Origin of the sequence: Xanthomonas cissicola, from assembly GCF_008801575.1 — a bacterium.
GTDB classification, from domain to species: Bacteria; Pseudomonadota; Gammaproteobacteria; order Xanthomonadales; family Xanthomonadaceae; genus Xanthomonas; species Xanthomonas cissicola.
Map to the genome: position 1 here is coordinate 1 of NZ_VZPL01000078.1, position 18,333 is coordinate 18,333.

14 protein-coding genes and 1 pseudogene are annotated in these 18,333 nt (G+C 67.8%); 8 read left to right on the forward strand and 7 right to left on the reverse strand.

The window, feature by feature from the left end; translation table 11 throughout:
• On the reverse strand, positions 1-187 hold a 187-nt coding region (locus F7R02_RS21300), incomplete at its 3' end, for a transposase (RefSeq protein ID WP_151210039.1).
• Positions 188-465: 278 nt separating this feature from the next.
• Between F7R02_RS21300 and F7R02_RS21305 the strand changes: the two genes are divergently transcribed.
• Positions 466-906: an SRPBCC family protein gene (locus F7R02_RS21305; RefSeq protein ID WP_078591437.1), complete on the forward strand. Its 441-nt coding sequence runs from the start codon at positions 466-468 to the stop codon at positions 904-906.
• 299 nt (positions 907-1,205) lie between these two features.
• Here the strand turns inward: F7R02_RS21305 and F7R02_RS21310 are convergent, their stop codons facing one another.
• From F7R02_RS21310 to F7R02_RS21320, 3 genes are all read right to left on the reverse strand, one after another.
• On the reverse strand, positions 1,206-1,517 hold the full coding sequence (locus F7R02_RS21310; RefSeq protein ID WP_005917446.1) for a protealysin inhibitor emfourin: 312 nt from the start codon (positions 1,515-1,517) through the stop codon (positions 1,206-1,208).
• Positions 1,514-2,584: a M4 family metallopeptidase gene (locus F7R02_RS21315; protein WP_011050092.1), complete on the reverse strand. Its 1,071-nt coding sequence runs from the start codon at positions 2,582-2,584 to the stop codon at positions 1,514-1,516. Before F7R02_RS21315 ends, F7R02_RS21310 begins: the two co-directional genes overlap by 4 nt.
• A gap of 108 nt (positions 2,585-2,692) precedes the next feature.
• Positions 2,693-3,349: an SDR family oxidoreductase gene (locus F7R02_RS21320; RefSeq protein WP_078587939.1), complete on the reverse strand. Its 657-nt coding sequence runs from the start codon at positions 3,347-3,349 to the stop codon at positions 2,693-2,695.
• Between the two features lie 233 nt (positions 3,350-3,582).
• Between F7R02_RS21320 and F7R02_RS21325 the strand changes: the two genes are divergently transcribed.
• The 5 genes and pseudogenes from F7R02_RS21325 (at position 3,583) to proP (ending at position 11,195) form a co-directional block, all read left to right on the forward strand.
• Positions 3,583-4,053: an NUDIX domain-containing protein gene (locus tag F7R02_RS21325; RefSeq protein ID WP_033479609.1), complete on the forward strand. Its 471-nt coding sequence runs from the start codon at positions 3,583-3,585 to the stop codon at positions 4,051-4,053.
• A gap of 283 nt (positions 4,054-4,336) precedes the next feature.
• Positions 4,337-8,059, forward strand: a complete 3,723-nt coding sequence (locus tag F7R02_RS21330) for a M48 family metallopeptidase (RefSeq protein WP_078591439.1) — start codon at positions 4,337-4,339, stop codon at positions 8,057-8,059.
• A 385-nt stretch (positions 8,060-8,444) separates the two neighbouring features.
• Positions 8,445-8,842 (forward strand): annotated as a pseudogene (locus tag F7R02_RS21335) (host attachment family protein).
• A gap of 20 nt (positions 8,843-8,862) precedes the next feature.
• Complete coding sequence (locus F7R02_RS21340; protein WP_078591436.1) at positions 8,863-9,192, forward strand: thioredoxin family protein; 330 nt, start codon at positions 8,863-8,865, stop codon at positions 9,190-9,192.
• A gap of 512 nt (positions 9,193-9,704) precedes the next feature.
• Positions 9,705-11,195 carry a glycine betaine/L-proline transporter ProP gene (proP, locus tag F7R02_RS21350; RefSeq protein ID WP_003487917.1) on the forward strand — a complete coding sequence of 497 codons (1,491 nt, stop codon included), beginning with the start codon at positions 9,705-9,707 and terminating at the stop codon, positions 11,193-11,195.
• A 337-nt stretch (positions 11,196-11,532) separates the two neighbouring features.
• Here proP and F7R02_RS21355 read toward each other — a convergent pair whose 3' ends face one another.
• Positions 11,533-12,006 (reverse strand): SRPBCC family protein, encoded by a 474-nt coding sequence (locus F7R02_RS21355; RefSeq protein WP_005917427.1) that lies wholly within the window; start codon positions 12,004-12,006, stop codon positions 11,533-11,535.
• Positions 12,007-12,176: 170 nt separating this feature from the next.
• On the opposite strand from F7R02_RS21355, the gene F7R02_RS21360 reads away from it, so the two are divergent.
• Together F7R02_RS21360 and F7R02_RS21370 are read left to right on the forward strand one after the other, a co-directional pair.
• Positions 12,177-12,971, forward strand: coding sequence for an EcsC family protein (locus F7R02_RS21360; RefSeq protein ID WP_078591435.1), 795 nt, complete (start codon positions 12,177-12,179; stop codon positions 12,969-12,971).
• Between the two features lie 644 nt (positions 12,972-13,615).
• Positions 13,616-14,266, forward strand: coding sequence for a DUF938 domain-containing protein (locus F7R02_RS21370; protein ID WP_078591434.1), 651 nt, complete (start codon positions 13,616-13,618; stop codon positions 14,264-14,266).
• A 251-nt stretch (positions 14,267-14,517) separates the two neighbouring features.
• On the opposite strand, the gene F7R02_RS21375 is transcribed toward F7R02_RS21370, so the two are convergent.
• Positions 14,518-16,299, reverse strand: a complete 1,782-nt coding sequence (locus F7R02_RS21375; RefSeq protein ID WP_078536476.1) for a hypothetical protein — start codon at positions 16,297-16,299, stop codon at positions 14,518-14,520.
• Between the two features lie 157 nt (positions 16,300-16,456).
• Positions 16,457-18,331: a DUF4175 domain-containing protein gene (locus tag F7R02_RS21380; protein ID WP_235900951.1), complete on the reverse strand. Its 1,875-nt coding sequence runs from the start codon at positions 18,329-18,331 to the stop codon at positions 16,457-16,459.
• Positions 18,332-18,333 lie beyond the last annotated feature (2 nt).

Genomic DNA, 18,333 nt, shown 5'->3' on the forward strand with positions numbered 1-18,333 from the left:
AACGGTTCATGCGTGTGTAGACCGTATGCCAGTTGCCAAAGCGCTTGGGTAGGCCGCGCCATTTGCAGCCATGCTCGGCAACGTAAAGGATGGCGTTGACCACTTGCAGGTTGGTCATGCTGACATTGCCGCGCTGCGCCGGCAGGCAGTGTTCGATCAGAGAAAATTGTGCTGGCGTGATCTCCATGCCCAATAGTTTAATCGCTCGGGCCATTAGTGTTAACAGGCCCTAGGCACTGCGACGGCTTGACGGGCAAGCCCGTACGCGCACGCAGCAAAACCAACGTCGCGTCGTCGCGGGTTCACGCAATGGGTTGCGTACAGCAGGCACCAACCAGACATCCCTCGCCGAAGCCGCCGCCGCCCGGACATGACCGTGCGCACGCGGGCCATGGCATGTCGATGATGTGTAATGGCGGGTTGGTCGCTAGCATGTAGAGACGTTCTCTGCCCAAGCGAGTGCCCATGTCCACCGTCACGCTCCACCGCGTCATACGTGCCAGCCCCGAGCGGATCTATCGCGCCTTCCTCCAGGCCGATGCGGTGGCAAAGTGGCTGCCGCCCAACGGCTTCACCTGCACCGTGGAGCATTTGCATGCGCATGTTGGCGGCACCTTCCGCATGGCGTTCACCAATTTCGCCAATGGCGAGCGGCACGCGTTCGGCGGCACCTACCGCGAGCTGCAACCCAACGTGCTGTTGCGCTACGACGATGCGTTCGACGACCCCTCGCTGCCTGGCACCATGGTCACCACGGTGCAGTTGCATACGCTGCCGTGCGGCACCGATCTGCACGTGGTGCAGGAAGGCATTCCCGAACAGATTCCGCTGCATGCCTGCTACCTGGGTTGGCAGGATTCGTTGATGCTGTTGGCGCATCTGGTGGAAGCCAATCCGGAGCACTAGGCGCGCCGTGCCGTGCGCCGGTGGCGGTGCGCTGCAGCAATGAGGGGCGTGTCTTCAGACTGACCGCTGCGCTGCACGTGGCGCTAACGCGGTGCACGCCACTATGCGTCACCAGCTGTGCAGCCTTAGAGCATCTAGGCAGCTTAAAGGGTGCAGGCATCCGCAGTTGGACCATCTTCGCTGACCGACAGGCACCGCGCATTGCGCGGTGTCTTCGTTTGCGCAAAGGGGCGCCTGCCGTGCGTTGCGCGCGAGTCAGCGCAGCACAATGCCTGCATGCGCAGCGGTGGCGGCCTGCGCTACAGCGTGCCCTGCTTCCACAGCTGCACGATTTCGGCCGGTGCATGTTCTTCGGGGATGCGCAGCGGCTCGCTGGCGCCATCCCAGACGATGCTGAAATAGCGGCGATCGCCACCGCCGGCCTGCGGCGCCGGCAGCGCGTGCGCCATGCACTGATCCAGCACGCTGCGCAGCCGCACCCGCTGCGCATCGTCCAGCGCATCCATCGCCAACTGGCGCTCGCGGCGCATGGCCGGAAACGCCGCCACCCCGCCTTCGCGCGCCAGCCGCAAGGTCACGCCCGTTTCCACTGGTGGCCGTTGTGGGCTCATGCGAGCACGCCCACGTCGCGCCAGGCTTGCCGGAGGGCCACAGCTTCGCTGCTGTTGGCGCCGTAGTCGGCGCTGGCCACGCTGGCGGTCAGGTCGGCGAACGTGGCGAAGTCCGCGCTGGCGGCCAGCTCGCCACCGGTGAGCGCGCGATACCAGATGCGCCCGGTCTTCTCCCACGCCGCCCCACCGATCGCGACGGCGGCGCGATAGAACGCGTGGTTGGGAATGCCGGAGTTGTAGTGCACGCCGCCATCGTCCTCTTGCGTGTCGACATAGCCGGCCATGGTCGCCGGCTGCGGATCCTTGCCCAGGGCCGGGTCATCGTACGCGCTGCCGGGTGCCTGCATCGAGCGCAGGCCCACGCCCTGGATGCCGGGCATCAGCAAGCCGGCGCCGATGATCCAGTCGGCCTGGTCGGCGCTCTGGCCCAGCGTGTATTGCTTGATCAGCACGCCGAACACGTCCGAAATCGATTCATTCAAGGCCCCGGACTGGCCTTGATAGATCAGGTTGGCGGTGCGCTCGGTGACGCCGTGGGTGAGCTCGTGCCCGACCACATCGATGGCGATGGTGAAGCGGTTGAACACCTCGCCGTCGCCATCGCCGAACACCATCTGCTCGCCGTTCCAGAACGCGTTGTCGTAGCCGCGCTCGTAATGCACGGTGCCGATCAGCGGCATGCCCGCCGCGTCGATCGAATCGCGCCCGTACACGGTCTGGAAGAAATCGTGGGTGGCGCCCAGGTAGTCGTAGGCTTCGGTCACCGCCACGTCCTGGGTCGCGGGGGCACCTTCGTCACGCGCCAGGGTGCCAGGCAGGGTGGTGCCTTGCTGGGCATCGTAGATGCGCCGCTGCACCGCCTGGGCGGTCTGCTGCGCCTTGGCGTCTGCCGCCGGCGCATCGGCGCGTGCCAGCAAGCCCAGCGCGCGCTGCTGCCGTAGCTGCGCGGTGATCTGCCGCGACAGCAGCGCGCACTGGCGCGCGTGTGCGGGCGCGGCCTGCGCCACGTGTTCGAGCAGATACGGCGGTAGGATCCCGGCGCGGCGCGGGCTGACGAACGTGGACATAAGCGACCTCCACAATGGGCTGCGCTGGCGACTATGCGGGCGCCGGCTAGGAATTCGTTAGCCGGAGCCAATTGCCGCGTGCAGTGCGGATCGCGCGGGGTGTTGCGTTCATTCCAGCTGCGACAGCGCCTGCGCAATGGGGGTCTGTCCGTCGATGAAGCCGATCGTTTTGCCGATGCTGTCCGGCGTTGCCAGTGCGGCGGCGATCACCCGCGCCACGTTGGCACGCGAGACGCCGCCGTCGGCATCGCTGCCCGGGTCGCGGGTGATGCGGCCCGAGGGCGGGTCCAGCGTGAGCCGGCCAGGGCCGAGCACGGTCCAGTCCAGCGTGGTACTGCGCAGGTGCGCATCGGCAGCGGCCTTGGCCTGCGCATAGGCGAAGAACGCATCGTCTGGCCCGATACCGTGTTCCAGCCCGGCGCCGAGATAGGACACCATCACATAGCGACGCACGCGTGCCTGCTCGGCTGCGTGCATGGCGCGAATGGCCGCATCGCGATCCACCGCATAGGTGCGCGCTGCATCGCCGCCGCCCGCCCCGGCCGACCACACCACCGCATCGTGACCGGCCAGTTGCGCGGCGATGGCGTCGGTCTGCGCGCGTTCGATGTCCAATACCACCGGCGTGGCGCCATCGGCAATCACATCGTCTTCGTGTGCGGGGTTACGGAACAACGCAGTGACCTGATGCCCGCCCTGCACCAACAGCGGCGTGAGCAGGCGCGCCACCTTGCCGTGGCCGCCGATGACGAGAACTCGCGACATGGACCTCTCCAACAGCTGCGCGCCAGCATGGCGCGTAAGGCGGCCATCCTCGCCAATGCGGTGATAAGGCGGTGTCATCGGGCACCAGCGCTGCCATAACGCGATAGGGCGCACGCCTTCCGTCTCTGCGCGCCGCAGCCGGTGCTTCCTGGGTGGCGCTCCTCAGTGCCCAGGCGCGCGGCGATCGAACATGGCGGCCAGCATTCCCCGCAGCCGCCACATCTAGGACACTGATGCGCCAGAGTCTGCGAGAGTTGCTGATGCCGATGTCTTCCGAGTTACGCCCGCGCGTTGGCTGTGGCGCCTTCCTCCAGCGGGCCGACGGCCGCTTGCTGCTGGTGCTGCGCGGGCGGGCGCCCGAGCAAGGCCATTGGGGGCTGCCCGGCGGCAAGGTGGACTGGATGGAAACCGTGGAAGCCACGGTGGTGCGCGAAGTGCTCGAAGAAACCGGCCTGCAGGTGCATCCGCAGCGCGTGCTCTGCGTGGTCAGCCACTTCGAGCCGGACATGGACCCGCCGCAGCATTGGGTGGCACCGGTGTATCTGGCCAGCATCCAGGGCCCGGAACAGGCGGTGCTGCGCGAACCGCAGGTGCTGTTGGAACTCGGCTGGTTCGCACTCGATGCCTTGCCCACGCCATTGACCCGCTCGGCCATGCAGGCGGTGCAGCAGGTACAGGCCGAGCGCGCCGCCACGCGGGCATGACTGCGTTACAGCAGCGCTGAGGCGATCGTGCGGCGGGCATGTGCTGCGCCGCGCAGGCCACATGGATTTTGTCGCCGCGCTCGGCTATTTTCTGCGCTGCCGGGGCGAGGGGACAGCGCGCCCGGCGGATCGAATCGCACGGCCGGGATGCCGAACGACTGCGTGGCGCCCGGCCACTCATCAGGGGACACGAATGGAATCGCTCTATCCGCAAGGCCCGGCCGTGGTGCCGGAACAGCTCACTGCGCCCAGCAGCAACTATCGTCGCAACGCCTGGCTGGCCATGTTCGGCCTGGGCGGTTTCATCGCCGTGTACCTGGGCTTGCTGGTGTGGTTCGGCTGGACTGCCTACCGGCTGGTCGCCGGCTTGCTGCAGGGTTCCGGCGGCGAGCAAGCGTTCTGGCTTTGGGTGGTGGCCGCCGGCGCGGCGTTTCTGGCGGTGTTCATGGCCAAGGCGCTGGTGTTCAACAAGCGCGCCGAACGCGACACCCGCGCGCTGGAACTCACCCCCGCCGAGCAGCCGGCGCTGTTCGCCTTCCTGTACCGGCTGGCCGACGATGCCGGGGCACCGCGCCCGCACAAGGTCTATCTGTCTGCGCAGGTCAACGCCGGGGTGTTCTACGACCTGTCGCTGATCAATCTGCTGCTGCCCTCGCGCAAGAATCTGGATATCGGGCTGGGCCTGGTCAATGTGCTCAATCTGGGCGAATTGAAGGCGGTGCTGGCCCACGAATTCGGGCATTTCGCCCAGCGCACCATGGCGGTTGGCCGTTGGGTGTATATCGCCCAGCAGATCGCCGCGCACATCGTGGGCAAGCGCGACGCACTGGATCGCGTGCTGGCCACGCTGTCGCGCATCGACCTGCGCGTGGCGTGGATCGGCTGGGGGCTGTCGTTGATCGTGTGGTCGATCCGCTCGCTGGTCGAAATCGCCTTCCGCGGCGTGGTGCTGGCGCAACGCGCACTCTCGCGCGAGATGGAGTATCAGGCCGACCTGGTGGCCGCATCGCTCACGGGCAGCGATGCGCTGGTGCATGCACTACACAAGCTGGAAGCGGCCGATGATGGCTTCCAGCGCGCGCTGCGCTTTGCCGCGCGCGAATTCGCTCAGGACCGCCCGGTCAAGGATCTGTTCGCCATCCAGTCGCGCATCATCGAACACATGCGCGTGGTGTTGAACGACCCCGGCCATGGGGCAGTGCCGGCGGTACCGACCGATGCAGCGCCGATGCACCGGCTGTTTCATAGCGAAATCGCCCAGCCCTCGCAGATGTGGGCCACGCATCCGCCCAGTGCCGCGCGCGAAGAGAATCTCAAACGCCGCTACATCGCCTGCGCCATCGATCCGCGCCCGGCGATGGAGTTGCTGCATGACGCGCAGGCCCTGCGCGAGCGCGTGTCGCTGGGCATGTTCAACGGCGAAGCGCCCACCTGTGTGGACACTGCCGTTTCGCTGGAGCAGTTGGAACGCGAATTCGCCGCCCTGTCGTTGTCGCGGCGCTACCAAGGGCTGTACCTGGGGCGCTCGTGCACGCGCACCGCGCGCACGCTGGCCGAGTTGTACGCCACACCGCTGCCGTCGGGCGATCTGCTCCAGGCGTTGGACGGCCTGTACCTGCCCGACGATGGCCAGGCGATCGAACAGCTGCGCGAGCGCGAGCGTCAACGCGCCACCTTGCAAGGCTTGATGGATGGCGGGCTGCGCGCAGCCGGCGGTGTCGTCACCTGGAAGGGCACCACGTTGTCGCGCACGCAGCTGCCGGCGGTGATCGCCGACCTGGACGACGAGCTGCGGGTGCTGCGTGCGCGCGTCAGCGGCCACGATCAGTGTTGCCGCAGCGTGCATCTGGCGGCTGCCAACCGCATCGGCGGCGGCTGGCCGGCGCTGCTGCGCGGCTACCTGGCGGTGCTGCATTACACCGACCACACCATCGCCGATCTGGAAGACGCCAACCTGCTGTACCTGCAGACCTTCCACGCCGTGATTGCCGATGGCCGCGTCTCGGCCAAGGAATTGCGCCAGCTGGTGGCGGCCTGCAATCAGGTGCAACGCGCGCTGCGTCAGGTGTACGCGCAGGCCGGGCAGGTGCAGTTGAACGCGCCGTTGGCGCACGCCCTGGGCAAGCCGCAGTGGTCGCAGTGCCTGCCGGAATTCGGTCTGGTCGAGGCCGACGACAACAACATCAACGCCTGGATGAAGGCGGCCGGTAGCTGGGTGCAGGTCACCCTGGACGCATTGGGCACGCTGCGCGATGCCAGCCTGGAAGAGTTGCTGCGTGCAGAAAACGCCGTGGCCGAGCGCCTGCGCAACGGCGACACCTTGCCGACCGACGACACGCCCCCGGCAGCGCCAGCCGATTACCCAATCCGCCTGCCGGGCGAGGTGCGCCAGCGCAATCTGCGGCAGAACCTGTGGCAGCGCTTTCTGGCCGCCGATGGCGTGTTTCCGTCGGTCGCGCGGGTGGCGGTGGCCGCAGCGATCGTGGCTGGCGTGTTGTGGGCCGGCGGTGCGGTGGGCATGGCCGAAGTGGTCGCCTACAACGGTTTGCAGCAGACCGTGACGGTGGCCATCGACGGGCAGGCCGCCACCATCCCCGCCAACGGCCGGCATGTGTTTCGTCTGTCGGAGCGCTCGACCCACCATGTCGAAACCCGCACGGCCAACGGCGCGGCGATCGAACGTTTCGATGCGCCCAGTGGCGGCCACGGCGGCCAGTTCGCCTACAACGTGGCCGGTGCCGCGCTGCTGCTGAACTGGCGCGCCAGCTACGGCTCGGCCAGCGAAGACACCACGCGCAGCGTGAGCACTACACGCTGGGAACGCACCCAGGCGCAGGACATCTTCAGCGAGCCGCCGCAGAAGGTCAGCGGCAAGGGCGGCCAGTACCGCGGCGTGCTGACGGCCGTGTCCGGGCGTTCGCCACACGAGCTGTTGGGCGAGCTGGGCCCGGAGCGCGATCTGGCGCTGGTCACCGCGCACGCACGCTGGGACGATGCGGGCTCGGCGTATCTGGAGCAGTGGATGGAGCAATTGCGCCGCGCCGCGCCACACACCGTGCCTGCGCTTCTGGCCGAGCGCCTGCAGCGCAACCCGCAAGATGTGGTGGCGCTGCGCATGCAGCAGGACATCGCCACGCCCGAGCAACGGGCGCAGGTGTGCGGCCAGCAGACCGCCGCTGCGCAGGCGCATCCGGATGCGCCTGCGTTGCAGTACGCGGCGATCCGCTGCCGCAGCGATACCCCCGAGCGCGACCAGGCGTTTGTCGCCGCACAGGCGCGCTGGCCGAACGACCCTTGGCTGCAGCGCGCTGCAGCGGCCGTGCAGGTCGGTCAGCTGCATCTGCCGCAAGCCCAGGCGCTGTACGAACAGGCAGCGCGCGCGCCGGCACTGGCCGATGACGTGCTGCCGCTGCTGGCCCGTGTACAGCGCTACCGCGGCCTGGCGACGGACCTGCCGGGCATGGCGCAGCGGTCGCCATCGCTGGCATCGATCGTGGCACTGGAGGGCGGCGAGCGCACCCAGGGCACGCCGTACCACAGCTATTACGCCCTGGCCCACGGGCAACTGGACACGGCAGTGACAGAGGCGGCCGCCGATGCCGACGTGCAGGCGCGCATCGTCCGGCTCGCGGCCGCGTCCCGTGGCGCCAGCGCTGCATTGCTGCAGCAGGCACGCGTGCTACCTGAGCGCGCCGGGCTCGACGCCATCACTGCACCAAGCGCCTGGGCACTGGCCGCGCGCGAGGGCTGGCAAACGGATGCGTTGCGCGCGGCAACCCTGCAAGGCACCGGCGAAGATGGCGCCTACATCGCGCGGTTCTTCGACGCGGTACAGGCCGGCAGCAGCCAACAGCAGGCCGAAGCGGCATTGGGCGGCGTGAGCCTGGTCGGCCGCGGCCTGGCGTACACCATGGCGGCGGTACTGCTGGGCCAGCGCTGCCCGGATGCATGGCGGCGTGGCGCGCAGCAGTTGTTGTTTGCCAGCGAGCGCCCCTATCTGGGCTGATGCAGTGCCCGGTGTACGGCGATGCACTGGCTCAGGCGAGGGCGTGACGTCCCTCGCTCGGACACTGCCGGACGTAGCGCACGGGATGACGCCGCGTTGCCGACAGGACGCCAAGCAAAAAAACAACACCTGCGCTCGCCGTCGCGCGGGTGCGGACCGGCTGCGGCATGCCTTCCATTTCCGACACGCTTCCGGAAAGCCAGCAGGCGCTACGCGTCATCGCGCGTTTTTTCAGCGAGCATCTGGAGCTGCCGTCGCCGCAGTTTCGGCGCGCAGCACTAACGCGCTGCTGACACCGGCTAGGCGCAATCCTTACATCTTCTCACCTAGGTTGAGGCCGACTGGCGCTGCACTTGCAGCGTCGACATCGACCAGGAGAAATCGGATGAGTCTGCAAATTCCTCAGGGCGCCTTGGTAGTGGTGGCCGACGGCGGCGAAGCCCGCTGGTTCACCAATACCGGCAACTAAGCCAAGGTCGTGCTGCGCCAGCACGCGCGCACCGACGTGCAGAACGTCGATGACGACGGCCCGGCCGGCAAGGCGCCGCAAGATCTCACCGAAACAGACCTGGACGAAATGACATTCGCCAAGCAGCTCTCGCACGCCTTGAACGATGGCGCCTTGAAGCACGAATACACGCATCTGGTGCTGGTGGCCGACCCCACCACGCTGGGCCGCGTGCGCCCGCTGCTGCACAAGGAAACCCAGCAGCGCCTGGTGGCGACCTGGCCAAGGATCTAACCAACCTGCCGCTGGAAGATATCCAGCGCGCCTTGTCGTAATCAAGCGGAGCATCCAGACGATGGGGTTCGTTCGCGAGTACGCCGCCCAGGCACCGGAACGCAGCGCGGTGGAGGCACAGGCCGGTTTGCAGGTCCTGGAATTCGGTACCGACTGGTGCGGCCATTGCATTGCCGCGCAGCCGCTGTTGCAAAAGCTGTTGGGCGGATACGACGCGATCGATTACCGCAAGATCGAAGATGAAAAAGGGCGGCCGCTAGGCCGCTCCTTTCGCGTCACATTATGGCCCACCATCATCCTGCTGCGCGATGGGCAGGAATTGGCGCGTGCAGTCAGACCGCAAACGCGTGAGGATCTGCAAGACCTGTTATCGCTGCTGGATGCAGCCTGATTGCGCGCAACATCGTATCGCCCCGAGATGCGCTTGCACGGCGCTGAGAATGGCTCACGACAGTTGGGCCTGACGCAGGCGCAGCAGTTTTCCTATTCGCTGTAACAAGCGAGCATCCGATGCGTCGTGCTGCTTCAGGTGCTACGCAGTGCAGAGCGTGCGCGACACCGTCGCAGCGGATGCGTAGAGCGAACGGGCACGTGCGCATCGCGCACCAGTACAGACGAATCGGCCAGAAACAAGGCGTTTTCCGCGCCTGGCGCCGTCGCGCCTGCATCAATCGACCGGCTGTAGTACCATAGCGCGCTGATCAAGCCCTTGGGCAATGCCCATCCCTTGGTCGTCTGTCCCGCAGCGCCGTTGAATCCACGCGGCCGTCCGGGAATGCCTCCGGTGTCATCCAGTGCAATGCGCTTGCGTGATGTGCCGTGTCCTGTGCGTTGCCAGGGCGAGCGGGTAGCGACGGCCTGCGCCCGGCGAGATATCCCGGGCGCAATTTACGGAGACCATAGATGCACGATGCCCGCGCGATGCGTTCGCACTTTGGCTGGTTCAAACGCCGCCGCCAGCTGCAACTGGATGAGGTCACCGTGGTGGACCGCAGCATGCTGCGCAGGGCCGTCGGCGCTGCGGCGCTCGGCAATGCGATGGAGTGGTTCGACTTCGGCGTGTACGGCTATCTGGCGGTGACGCTGGGCCAGGTGTTCTTCCCGGCAAGCGACCCCACCGCACAATTGATCGCGACCTTCGCCACCTTCACCGTGGCCTTTCTGGTGCGGCCGCTCGGCGGCATGGTCTTCGGACCGCTCGGAGACCGCTACGGGCGCCAGAAAGTCCTGGCCGCCACGATGATCCTGATGGCGCTGGGCACCTTCAGTATCGGGCTGATTCCGGCCTACGATCGCATTGGCCTGTGGGCGCCTGCGCTGCTGTTGCTGGCGCGCGTGCTGCAGGGATTTTCCACCGGCGGCGAATACGGTGGCGCGGCCACCTTCATTGCCGAATACGCCACCGACCGCAATCGCGGCCTGATGGGCAGCTGGCTGGAGTTCGGCACGCTGGGTGGCTACATCGCCGGCGCCGCCACCGTGACCGCCTTGCACATGAGCGTGACTCCGGCGCAGATGCTCGATTGGGGCTGGCGCGTGCCGTTCCTGATCGCCGGGCCGTTGGGGCTGCTGGGCCTGTACATGCGCATGAAGCTGGAGGAGACCCCGGCATTTCGCGCCCATACCGAACAATCCGAACAGCGCGAGCGGCAGACCGCCGCGCAGGGCCTGACCACGCTGCTGCGCCTGCATTGGCCGCAACTGCTCAAGTGCGTGGGCCTGGTACTGGTGTTCAACGTCACCGACTACATGCTGCTGACCTACATGCCCAGCTACCTCAGCGTCACGATGGGTTACGCCGAGAGCAAGGGCTTGTTGCTGATCATCCTGGTGATGCTGGTGATGATGCCGCTCAACATCGTCGGTGGCATGTTCAGCGACAAACTGGGCCGGCGGCCGATGATCATCGGTGCCTGCATCGCACTGTTTGCGTTGGCGATCCCGTGCCTGTTGCTGGTCGGCAGCGGCAACGATGGGCTGATCTTCGCCGGACTGATGCTGCTTGGCCTGGCCCTGGTGTGCTTCACCAGCTCGATGCCGTCCACCTTGCCGGCGCTGTTCTACACGCCGGTGCGCTACAGCGCGTTGTCGATTGCCTTCAACGTTTCGGTGTCGTTGTTTGGCGGCACCACGCCGTTGGTCACTGCCTGGCTGGTGGAGCGCACCGGCGACCCGCTGGTGCCGGCCTACTACCTGATGGGCGCAGCGGCGATCGGCTTGTTGACCATGCTGTTCGTGCGCGAAACCGCAGGATTGCCGCTACGCGGCTCGCCGCCGGCGGTGGCCAGCGATGCCGAAGCGCGCGCCCTGCTGCAGGCCGACAGCCCGGTGACGGTGGATGCGCAGTTGCCGGTCACCACCGCAGCCTCGATGGGCCAACCGCGCACGGCGTGAGTTGTCAGCTTTTCCGCACGACATGCGTCTGCGCCACAGGCGCATATCGTGCTGTTGCAGCAACCGGTGACATAACGCAAGACGCGATGCCGGCGATGGCGCTGCGCATCGCTGCCAACTTGAAGGCGGGGCGAAGGCCGAAATGGGCGAAGATGACGCGATGAGGGCTAACACACCGTCGCCAGCGACCGTTGGCAATCTGCGCAGCAGCTTTGTTGGCTGTTCTTGTTCGACACGCACAGGATGGATTGAAACTTCGCCAAGTTTCAGGTCGGCACGCTGTTGCACGTGATCGACGCAGCGCGTTGACCGATGCTGCGGCTCGCCGCTGCCGCCTTTAGCGCGGGGTGTGCGGGTTCTGCGCTGGCAACTCGGGCATGTGCATATCGGCCGACGGCGCGCCTTCGCCGGTTTCCACATAGCGTTTGAGGCTGCTGCCGAGAAAGAAACGCCAGCCCCGCGCGCAGGCCTCCTTGCACGGCGAATCGCGGTAGCCGGACTGCACGAAATCCACCTGCGTGCCCTGGCTGATGGAGCGCAGTTCAAAGCGCATCACCGTGCCTTTCCAGGCATCGGTGTCGAGCATGTTGGAGTCGTGGCAGCGCCAGCACACCAGTTGGTGATCGGCGCCTTCATCGATACTCAGTTCCACGCGCCAGCCCTGGCGGCTCCAGTCCAGGCGCACCAGATCGTCGGCCAGGCTCACTTCGCGGGTCCACCAACGCGCAAGCTGCCTGGGCTCGGACAACGCAGCAGAGACCACTTCCGGCGCGGCGGCAATGACGATGCTGTGGCGGATCTCGCAATTCATCTGGTGAGCATTCGCTGCTTGGACGCCGATGATTTCCGCATTTTAACAGCCAAATGCGCTGCAGGCCCAACAGGGTCCAGTTCGCTTGTGCGGCACTCACATCGCGCTGGGTACCATCGGCCAGGTCCCAACCATGATGAGCAGGCATGACAACGCTTCCGATACCGGTGATGGACGCTGCCGCGCAGCGCGATCTGGCCACGGCCCACGCATTGCTGGAAAACCCCGGCGTGGCAGCGCAACTGGCCAATGCGCTGGGCGCGCCGATCGAGAGCCTGATCACCAAACGGCTTCCCAAGGTGGTGACCCGCAGCATCGACGGCGTGACCCGTCGCGCGCTGCAGGTGGCGATGAAATCGGCGTTGCTGAGCCTGCGCGGCAAGACCGATGCGCAGCAACCGGCATCCACGACGCGGCATACGTTGGCGGTGGCGGTTTCCGGCGGCGCAGGCGGGTTCTTCGGCCTGCCGGGCTTGATGGTGGAGCTGCCGGTGACCACGACGGTGATGCTGCGCTCCATCGCCGATATCGCCCGTGCCGAAGGCGAATCGCTGCACGACCCGGAAACTGCGCTGGCGTGCCTGGAAGTGCTGGCGCATGGCGGCCGCAGTGCCAGCGACGACGGCGCCGAATCCGGCTACTTCGCAGTGCGTGCGGCGATGGCGCAGCAATTGACCGCCGCGGCCAGCTACGTGGCCGCGCACGGCTTCGCCAGCAAGGGTGCACCGGCGCTGGTCTCGCTGGTCTCGCGCATCGCGGCGAAGTTTTCGGTCAACGTGGGCGAAAAACTCGCCGTACAGGCGGTGCCGCTGGTCGGCGCGGTCAGCGGCGCCACGCTCAATACCGTGTTCATGCGCCACTTCCAGGCGATGGCGCGCGGACATTTCATCGTGCGTCGGCTGGAGCGTCGCTTCGGCGAAGAAGCGGTGCGGCGTGCGTATGAGGCCTTGCCGGCGCCGCATTGAGGGATGCCCGGCGCATGTGTTTCCGCGAAGCGTGGTTGCCAGGCGAGGCCCTCATTGCCTCGCCTCGCAACCACGGACGTCAGAGTCGCCGGCCGCGTGTTAGGGCGTATTCTTGCAGTCCCCAGTAAGCAACGACATTGGACCAGACACCGTTTTGGCCACTTGATGGGGCGACCACCCTGGTCAGCGCCAGCGATCTGGTTGCTGGATAACTGGTCCTGCACGAGCTCCAGGCAGCCTGCTACAGGTATTTGTAGACGGCCCCATTGGAAGAAGCGGTGGCGCTGGAGTTTGTATCATCCAGCACTGTACCGTAGACCGTGACACTGCCTATCACTGCCGCGCTGGCAGGTGAAACGAAGGTGGACATCGCGGTGGTGGCGAGTGCGAAGAGAACGAGGGTCTTCCTAACGTTACGCCGGTTGCTGGTAGACACAGTCAATCCATTGTATTTAGTGGATGAGGTATCGAACCTAGCGCTATTTTCTGTAGCGCGGCATTGTGGCCTCGCATAACCGGCGACCGCTTCGCATGGCGGCCGGCTGCGGGATGCCAGCCGACCGCACGCCTACAGTGGTGCCCTGTCGCCACCCCATGGCCTTGAAGGCCGGCCGCAGTGCACACCAATCGCCCAGAGGTCATGCATGTCCAAGCCGTTCTCGCCCGCATCCGCGCGCAACCGCGATCCGATCCTGCACGTGCTGCTGCGCCACCTCGGCGACCGTCGGCATGTGCTGGAGATCGGCGCAGGGACAGGCCAGCATGCAGTGCATTTCGCTGCGGCGATGCCATGGTTGCAGTGGCAGGCTAGCGACCATCCGGAGCACTTGCCCGGCATGCGGCAGTGGCTGGACGAGGCGGCGTTGCCGAATACGCCGGCACCGATCGCGCTGCAGGCGGCATCGGTGCCGGGGGCGTGGCTGGCACCGCCGCCGCCACTGCCAACGACACCGGCTGGCGTGCCGATCGGCTATGACGCCGTCTACAGCGCCAATACCTTGCACATCATGGGCTGGCCGCAGGTGCAGGCCTTGTTCGCCGGATTGCCGGCGGTGATGGCGCCTGATGCGGTGCTGGCGATCTACGGGCCGTTCAACCGCAATGGGCAATTCACCAGCGACAGCAATCGCGCCTTCGACGCCATGCTGCGCGAGCGCGACCCTGCCTCGGGTATTCGCGATGCCGAAGCGGTGGATGCCTTGGCGGCATCGGTGGGGTTGCAGTTGATCGACGATGTCGCGTTGCCGGCCAACAACCATTGCCGGGTATGGCGGCGCGTGACGGTGGTGAGTTGAATCGACGGCACTGCTGAGCGTAGTGGATGGGCATGTTGTTGGGTCGGCGCAACGTCTCACCGTGTAGCCTGCGCATCTGCGTGCGGAGGTCAACGCGCGTGCGTAATACGATGCCCAAATGACGCACCCGCAAGCCGTCTGCTTTGAATCGCATCGCGAGATTCGAGACCACGCGTGTCTCCGTGCAGTAGGCTATTGCGCCCTTGGCAACGTCAATCTGCAACGCTGCCTTTCATACGTTCAAGCGCTTGTTACGGCACCCGTTGCGAAGCTCGCCTTCGCTCAAACCACCACAGCGCTGCGGCCACGCTGAGCCAGGCCAGCAGCCACGGCCAGCGCGCGCCGGGTTGTGTGGCAGGTGTGGCGATGGGGGCGAAGGGAGTGCCGCCTGTCAGCGCACTGGTCGCTGCGCGCAGTTGCTGGGCGTACATGGCTTGCGCGTCGTTGGGCGCGCGTACATAGAGCCAGCGTTGCGTGCTGCTGCTCTCCAGGCGATGCCAGCCGGGGGTTGCCGGCCAGTAGCCGGCACAACGCGGCCCATTGCCATTGCGCTCCGGCAGTAATGGGTGGCGCGCCCGGTCAGGGTCGGTCACCAAGGCGTCGGCGCGCAGGTCGCACAGCGTGATGCGTTGTTGCGACCAGCCTTCCTGCACCGGGGTGGGTAGCGCACCGCCCGGGCGGGCGACCGCGGCAGACAACTGCGCCCAGAGCGCGGCGTGCAGATCGCTGCGGCCGGCCAGCACCAGCGCGAAGCTGTCTTCGACCAGGCCGATGCCGATGCGGCCGCGGCCTTGGGCGCGCCACCAGCCTAGGGCGCTGCCATCATCGGCGCGGGCGGCGATCAGGGCGTCGGTGGCTTGCGGTTGCAGGTCGCGACGTTGCAGCGGCGCCAGCGTCGGGGCGTCGCCGGGGCTGCCGGCAGGATCGGCAGGTGCGGCCGGCGGCGAGAGTCGCTGCGGTGCAGGCACCGGGCGGCTGGTGCTGCCGCCGCTGACGCCGAGGCCGAGCTCGGCCAGGGCGGTGCGTGTGCCGGCGTCCAGCGGCCCGTCGGTGCGCACCAATACACCCAGGCCGCGCTGGATCGCGGCGCGCATGGTCTGGCGCTGCGCAGTGCCCAGTGCGACCAGGCGGCGCGGGTCGACGATCAGCAGGTCCAGCCGGTCCAGGCTGGCCGCATCCAGCGCGGCGCCTTCGCCAAGCTGCACTCCGGGGCCGACCGCGATCTGGCTACGCACGTCCAGCCCGGCATCGCTGGCCCAGCGGCGCAGGTACTTCAGTTCCGGCTGCGGTGCGCCGGCCAGGAGCAGCACGCGCATAGGCGGCACGGCAGCGATCAGCACCGGCACCTCCACGCGGCTACGTTCGACACCATTGGCATCGTGTGCACGCACGGCGAACAGCACCTGGCCCGGCGCGCGCGCCAGGCCGCGCAGGCGCACGCGGCCGGCGCGGTCGGCCACGGCGCTGTCCACCACCTGCCCGGCCGGATCGAGCAGTTCCACGCGCGCGTCGGGTAGGCCTTGCACCTGCGCGGCCACCGCAATGGTGTCGCCCGGGGTCACTGGCGGCGGTGGCGACACCGCGACCACGCCGCGTGGGGCGGGATCGAGCGTCAGCCGCAGCGGGATGTTCAGGCCGTCACGGTCGCGGGCGGGCAGGCCGCTGCCATGCACGACCAGCGCCGTGGTGCCGGGTGCGCGCCGCAGTGCGGTGGCCAGGTCCGGCACACGCATCACGCCCGGTAATGCAGGTGCCTCGGGCAAGGCGACCCAGCGCGCTAGGTCGCCAGTGGAAACCTGCCCGGCGGCGGTGCCGGCGGTGGCGACATGCAGTTCCCCATCGGTACCGGCGCGTGGCGGGGGCAGCAGCACCGGATAGAGCAATGCAGCGAGCAACGGTTGGGCGGCGAGCAGCAGCCAGAGCCGGGTGCGTAAATATGGTTGCCGTTGGTGCGCCCGCACCAGGCGTATGCAGCCGATGACGGCGATCAGCAGCAATGCCGCGCCGACCAACCAGGGCAAGGAGAGCGTCATGGTTGGTGCTCCCGGCGCAATGCGTCCAGAGAGCGCCCGTCGTGCAGCGTTGGCGATGCGGTCCGCGCGCACGACAGCGGACCGCTTGCTGCCAGGTCTACAGACACCGTCGGTCCGAACGAGCGCTGCACCGGAAGAAGGCGGATCGGGGTGGGACTCACGGCTGCATCTCCTGCCGCAGCGCATCCAGGTAGCGCTGGCCGCGCGGGTCGGGCGCGGCGCGGCGGTGTGGTGCTGCCGGCGGGGCGAGCAGGGTGCGCCAGACCTGGGCGCGCAGCTGGGCGCGGCAACGGGCGCAATCGGGTTCGGCGCGCAGGGTTTCCACGGCGGCGGCCAGGCCCAGCGGGTCGTGCAGGCGGTCTTGCTGGGTCTGCAGCCACTGCGCGTAACGGGCCAGGGTGGCGTCGGGCACGGGGGCTGCCTCGCCCAACGCATCCCACAGCTGCAGCGCGGACGGGTCCGGGTCCGGGCGGGTGTCCAGCCCGGCGGCGCGGTCGCCCAGGCCGGCGCGATCGCCGCTCAGCCGGCGGCTGGGGTCGATCGGCGGCAATTGCGTGCCCACGCGCGCCAGGTAGATGCGTTCGGCCTGCTGCACCTGCTTGATGAAGCCCAGCGCCTTGTTGGCGTACGGCAGCGCGCGCTCGGGGTGGCCCTGGCGCAGCTCGCCTTCGGATTGCCACATCTGGTCCAGCGCGTCGCGCAGCAGGGCGCGGGTCTGCGGGTCGAGCAGGGTGGCGGCTTCGGCGTGGTCGTGGGTATGGCCGAATTCGGCCAGTACGTTTTCCGCCTGGCCGAAGCTGCTGCGCTCGGGCCGGCCGTTGCTGCCGCCGTGATCGTGGTCGTGGTCGTCGTCCAGTGCGGCAGCGCCGGGTGCGGCGGCGTGGGCGTCATGAGCGTGATCGTCGTGGTCATGCCCGGCGTGCGTGTCCGAAGCAGCGGCGGGCGCGCTTGGCGCATCGGCGGTGGGCATGTCGGCGGTGGGCAACTCGTCGGCCGGGGCGTCGCTGGTGGGCGGCGCGTCGGCAGTCGGCGGACCTTGCGGCGCGCCCTCGCTTTCTTCGCCCAGGAACTGGCCGTAGCGCAGCCGCAGCAGGCGCTGGTCCACGCCGATGGCGTCCGAGCGCTTGAGGAAGGTGGCCGCGTCCAGGCGCGGTTTCTCCTTCAGCAGCGCCTCGGCGTCGATGATGATCTGGCGCTGGCTGCGGAAGTAGGCCGGCAAGGTCTGCTTGACGCTGGCTTCCAGGCCGGCGGCCATGGTTTGTTCGGGCGGCGGCCAGCGCAGGATCACGCTGGCGCTGCGGCCTTCCTGCGGGCCGGGCTGGCGGGCGTCGTGGACGATGAGCTGGGCGATCAGGTCGTCGCCGGCGGCCATGCCCAAGGCTTGCGGCTCCAGGGTGGTGGCGAAGCTGCGTTGCCTGGCCGGGCCACTGCCGGTGAGCGTGCGGCCCTGGGTGCTGAAGGTGATGTTTTCGCCGCTGCCCTGGGCCAGGGTGAGGCGCAGCTCGGCGTTGGCGGCCACCGCGTAATCGTCGCTGGCCTCGAAGCGCAGCGTCCAGCTGCGGTTGGCCGGCGACCACAGCACCAGGCTTTGCTCGGGCGCGAGCACGCGCACCTGCGGTGGGCGGTCGGGCAGCACGTCCAGCCGATGCAGCTGGCGGTCGGCTGGCGCGCCGTCGATGAGGATGCGGTACAGGCTGGCGCGCTCGGCGACCCAGTGGCCTTGCCAGATATCGCCACGGCCTTGACGGGCCAGCGCGACGGTGCTGCCGTCGGTGAGCCGCACGGCCACGCTGCGCGGCGCCGGGCCGACCTGCAGTTGCCAGTCCAGCCGGGTGCCGGCCGGCACTTTCGCATCCAGGCCGGGCAGGCGCGCGGCGGGCAGACCGGTGTAGGCCGGCGGGCTGCTGCGCAGCTGCGCCTGCCGCAGCGTGGGCGCGCCGCTGCTGGCACGCGCGGCGGCCACGCGGTCGGTTGGCGGGGTGCGGTGGGTGGCCGGTTGTGGCCACAGCAGCAGCGCGCCACAGGCGAGCACGC

Excerpts from the sequence above, each read along its gene's own strand:
- F7R02_RS21305 (WP_078591437.1), top strand. The coding sequence starts at position 466 with ATGTCCACCGTCACGCTCCACCGCGTCATACGTGCCAGCCCCGAGCGG.
- F7R02_RS21310 (WP_005917446.1), bottom strand. The coding sequence starts at position 1,517 with ATGAGCCCACAACGGCCACCAGTGGAAACGGGCGTGACCTTGCGGCTG.
- F7R02_RS21315 (WP_011050092.1), bottom strand. The coding sequence starts at position 2,584 with ATGTCCACGTTCGTCAGCCCGCGCCGCGCCGGGATCCTACCGCCGTAT.
- F7R02_RS21320 (WP_078587939.1), bottom strand. The coding sequence starts at position 3,349 with ATGTCGCGAGTTCTCGTCATCGGCGGCCACGGCAAGGTGGCGCGCCTG.
- F7R02_RS21325 (WP_033479609.1), top strand. The coding sequence starts at position 3,583 with ATGCGCCAGAGTCTGCGAGAGTTGCTGATGCCGATGTCTTCCGAGTTA.
- F7R02_RS21330 (WP_078591439.1), top strand. The coding sequence starts at position 4,337 with ATGTTCGGCCTGGGCGGTTTCATCGCCGTGTACCTGGGCTTGCTGGTG.
- F7R02_RS21340 (WP_078591436.1), top strand. The coding sequence starts at position 8,863 with ATGGGGTTCGTTCGCGAGTACGCCGCCCAGGCACCGGAACGCAGCGCG.
- proP (WP_003487917.1), top strand. The coding sequence starts at position 9,705 with ATGCACGATGCCCGCGCGATGCGTTCGCACTTTGGCTGGTTCAAACGC.
- F7R02_RS21355 (WP_005917427.1), bottom strand. The coding sequence starts at position 12,006 with ATGAATTGCGAGATCCGCCACAGCATCGTCATTGCCGCCGCGCCGGAA.
- F7R02_RS21360 (WP_078591435.1), top strand. The coding sequence starts at position 12,177 with ATGGACGCTGCCGCGCAGCGCGATCTGGCCACGGCCCACGCATTGCTG.
- F7R02_RS21370 (WP_078591434.1), top strand. The coding sequence starts at position 13,616 with ATGTCCAAGCCGTTCTCGCCCGCATCCGCGCGCAACCGCGATCCGATC.
- F7R02_RS21375 (WP_078536476.1), bottom strand. The coding sequence starts at position 16,299 with ATGACGCTCTCCTTGCCCTGGTTGGTCGGCGCGGCATTGCTGCTGATC.